Source organism: Pseudomonas sp. UBA3153 (assembly GCF_002364635.1).
GTDB classification, from domain to species: Bacteria; Pseudomonadota; Gammaproteobacteria; order Pseudomonadales; family Pseudomonadaceae; genus Pseudomonas_O; species Pseudomonas_O kuykendallii.
In genome coordinates this window covers 1-3293 of sequence record NZ_DEYR01000008.1, presented here as the reverse complement: position 1 = coordinate 3293, position 3293 = coordinate 1, and the positions used below count along the sequence as shown (strand labels likewise).

At 70.7% G+C, this 3293-nt stretch carries 3 protein-coding genes; all 3 read left to right on the top strand.

Translation table 11 applies throughout. The annotated features are described in order from the left end of the window. Window positions 1-206: 206 nt before the first annotated feature. A complete protein-coding gene (locus B2X67_RS02275; RefSeq protein ID WP_286784481.1) occupies window positions 207-1490 on the top strand; it encodes an NAD(P)/FAD-dependent oxidoreductase in 1284 nt (427 codons plus the stop codon). After that, a complete protein-coding gene (locus tag B2X67_RS02270; protein ID WP_286784480.1) occupies window positions 1487-2206 on the top strand; it encodes a thiosulfate oxidation carrier protein SoxY in 720 nt (239 codons plus the stop codon). The genes B2X67_RS02275 and B2X67_RS02270 overlap by 4 nt, the downstream gene beginning before the upstream one ends. 172 nt (window positions 2207-2378) lie before the next feature. Continuing rightward, on the top strand, window positions 2379-3293 hold a 915-nt coding region (locus tag B2X67_RS02265), incomplete at its 3' end, for an aldehyde dehydrogenase family protein (RefSeq protein ID WP_286784479.1).

Genomic DNA, 3293 nt, shown 5'->3' with positions numbered 1-3293 from the left:
GGTGCGCCGCGCGCACCGTTCCATTCCCGAATGCCGAGGGGGCGCCACGCCCGCCGATGTGCGATGTCCGCGGTGCGCACGGCGCACCCTACGGCTCATCCTGCTGCGAAAGTCGCAGGCCACCGCCACCAAGGGCGCATGGCGCGGCGCGGGATGGCTGCGCATCGTAGGCTGCGCCGCGTCGTTCCGGCGCTGGAGAGGTGCCCATGTTCCACCCATCGCTGAGTCGTCGGCGGGCGCTCGCCGCCCTGGCCGCATTGCCCTGGCTGTCTTCCATGGCGCGCGCCGAGGTCGCCGGCGCACGGGTGGTCGTGGTCGGCGGTGGCTTCGCCGGCGCGACCGCGGCGCGCCATCTGAAACAGGCGGCGCCGGAGCTGGAGGTGCTGCTGCTCGAACCCAAGACGAGCTTCCACACCTGTCCGTTCAGCAACTACGTGATCGCCGGGCTGCGTGGCATCGGCGAGATCGAGCATTCCTACCGGCGGCTGGTGCGCGACTGCCGGGTCAACCACCTGCGCGTTGAAGTCCAGGCCATCGATGCGCCGGCGCGCCGCCTGCGCCTGGTCGACGGCCGCGAGCTGAGCTATGACCGCCTGCTGCTGGCGCCGGGCATCGACATGCGCTGGAACGCCGTCGAAGGCTACGACCGCGCGGCCGTCGAGCATGCACCGCACGCCTGGCAGGCCGGTGCGCAGACGAGCCTGCTGCGCCGCCAGTTGCAGGCCATGGACGACGGCGGCCTGGTGCTGATCAGCGTGCCGGACAATCCCTATCGATGCCCGCCGGGGCCTTACGAGCGCGCCAGCCTGATCGCCGACTACCTGGCGAAACACAAGCCGCGCTCCAAGCTGCTGATCCTCGACGGCAAGGACGGCTTCTCCAAGCAGGCGCTGTTCCAGGCCGGCTGGAAACAGCTCTACGGCGAGCGCATCGAATGGGTCGGGCGCGCCGCCGATGGCCGGGTGATGCGCATCGACGCCGCGCGGCGCGAGGTGCGTACCGAGTTCGGCAGCCTGCACCGCGCCGCGGTGATCAACCTGATCCCACCGCAGCGCGCCGGCGCGGTGGCCGAGCGCAGCGGCCTGACCGACGCCAGCGGCTGGGTGCCGGTCGACCCGCGCAGCTTCCAGGCGCGCGGCGATCCGTTCGTCTACGTGGTCGGCGACGCCGCCATCGCCGCGCCGATGCCCAAGTCCGCCTACTGCGCCAACGCCCAGGCGAAGGTCGCCGTCGCCGCACTGCTGGCCGATCTCGCCGGCCAGCCGACGCCCGAGGCCTACTGGCAGAACACCTGCTACAGCGCGCTGGCGCCGGGCAATGCGGTGTCCATCGGCGCGCGCTACCAGGTCGCCGACGGGCATATCGCCGAGGTGCCGGGGAGCCAGACGCTGAGCCCGTTGCAGGCACCACCCGGCCTGCGTGCCCGCGAGGCGCAGGAGTCGCTGGCCTGGTACAACGCCATCTGCGCGGACGCCTGGGGCAGGGCGTGAGGGCCTGGCTGGGGCTGCTCGTCTGCCTCGCGCTGCCGGTGCAGGCGAACGAGGCGGAGGCGCTGCTGGCGGCGTTTCTCGGTGATCGGCCGCTGCGCAGCGAGGGCCTGGAGGTGACGGTGGCGCAGGGCGTCGAGGACGGCGCCTTCGTGCCCGTCGACCTGCAACTGCACGGCGCCAAGGCGCCGCTGGAGCTGCTGATCCTGCGCAGCGGCGAGGACGATCCGCGCATCGCCCGCGTGCGCGTGACGCGCTGGCAGGAGCCGCTGCGCCTGAGCACGCGGGTGCGCCTGCCGGCCAGCCAGGCGCTGATCGTCGCCGCCCGCGATGGCGACGGGCGCCGCTGGCTGTGGCGCCGCGAGGTGAGCGTCTATGCCAGCAGTTGCGCACAGGCGCCGAATGGCGATCCGCTGGCCGGGCTCGGCGAGTTCAGGGTATGGGGCGAGCGCGGCGACGCACTGGAGCTGCGCGCGCTGCTGCGTCATCCGATGGAAACCGGGCGCCGGCCGGGGCCTGACGGACAGATGCTGGCGCGCCGGCTGCTGCGCGAATTCCGCCTCACCGACGACGCCGGCGAGCTGCTGGCTCTGCAGCCGTTCGAGGGGCTGGCGGCGAATCCGCTCGTGCGCATCGTGCTGCCGGCACGCGACGCTGCGTTGCGGCTGCGCTGGGAGGAGGCCGATGGCTCCTTCTATCGCGACCTCTGGCCGCGCTAGAACGGCCCAGTGGTACGCGCGGCGCACCCTACGGTCAGCGACGGCCCTACTACCAAATGAGGACGTCATCCTGTGCCTTCGACGCATTTCGGGCGAGGGCGGCGGCTCTCTACCATCGGTCCATCACCTGACCCATGCCTGCGGTCAGGCACAGACAAGAGAGGCTTTCCAGATGATCTACGCCCAGCCCAACGCCGCCGGCTCCGTCCTCACCCTCAAACCGCGCTACGGCAACTACATCGGTGGCGAGTTCGTGCCGCCGGTGGACGGCCAATACTTCACCAACACCTCGCCGGTGAACGGCTCGGTGATCGGCGAGTTTCCGCGCTCCTCGGCCGCCGACATCGACAAGGCCCTGGACGCCGCGCATGCTGCCGCCGACGCCTGGGGCAAGACCTCGGTGCAGGACCGTTCGCTGATCCTGCTGAAGATCGCCGACCGCATCGAAGCCAACCTCGAGTTGCTCGCCGTGGCCGAAACCTGGGACAACGGCAAGGCCGTGCGCGAGACGCTGAACGCCGACGTGCCGCTGTCCGCCGACCACTTCCGCTACTACGCCGGCTGCATCCGCGCCCAGGAAGGCAGCGCCGCGGAGATCAACGAGCACACCGCGGCCTACCACTTCCACGAGCCGCTGGGCGTGGTCGGGCAGATCATCCCGTGGAACTTCCCGCTGCTGATGGCCGCCTGGAAACTCGCCCCGGCGCTGGCCGCCGGCAACTGCGTGGTGATGAAGCCGGCGGAGCAGACCCCGCTGTCGATCACCCTCCTGGTTGAAATCATCGGCGACCTGCTGCCGGCGGGCGTGCTCAACATCGTCCAGGGTTTTGGCCGCGAAGCCGGCGAGGCACTGGCCACCAGCAAGCGCATCGCCAAGATCGCCTTCACCGGCTCCACCCCGGTGGGCTCGCACATCCTCAAGTGCGCCGCCGAGAACATCATCCCCAGCACCGTCGAGCTGGGCGGCAAGAGCCCGAACATCTTCTTCGAAGACATCATGCAGGCCGAGCCGAGCTTCATCGAGAAGGCCGCCGAAGGCCTGGTGCTGGCGTTCTTCAACCAGGGCGAGGTGTGCACCTGCCCGTCG

Excerpts from the sequence above, each read along its gene's own strand:
- B2X67_RS02275 (WP_286784481.1), top strand. The coding sequence starts at position 207 with ATGTTCCACCCATCGCTGAGTCGTCGGCGGGCGCTCGCCGCCCTGGCC.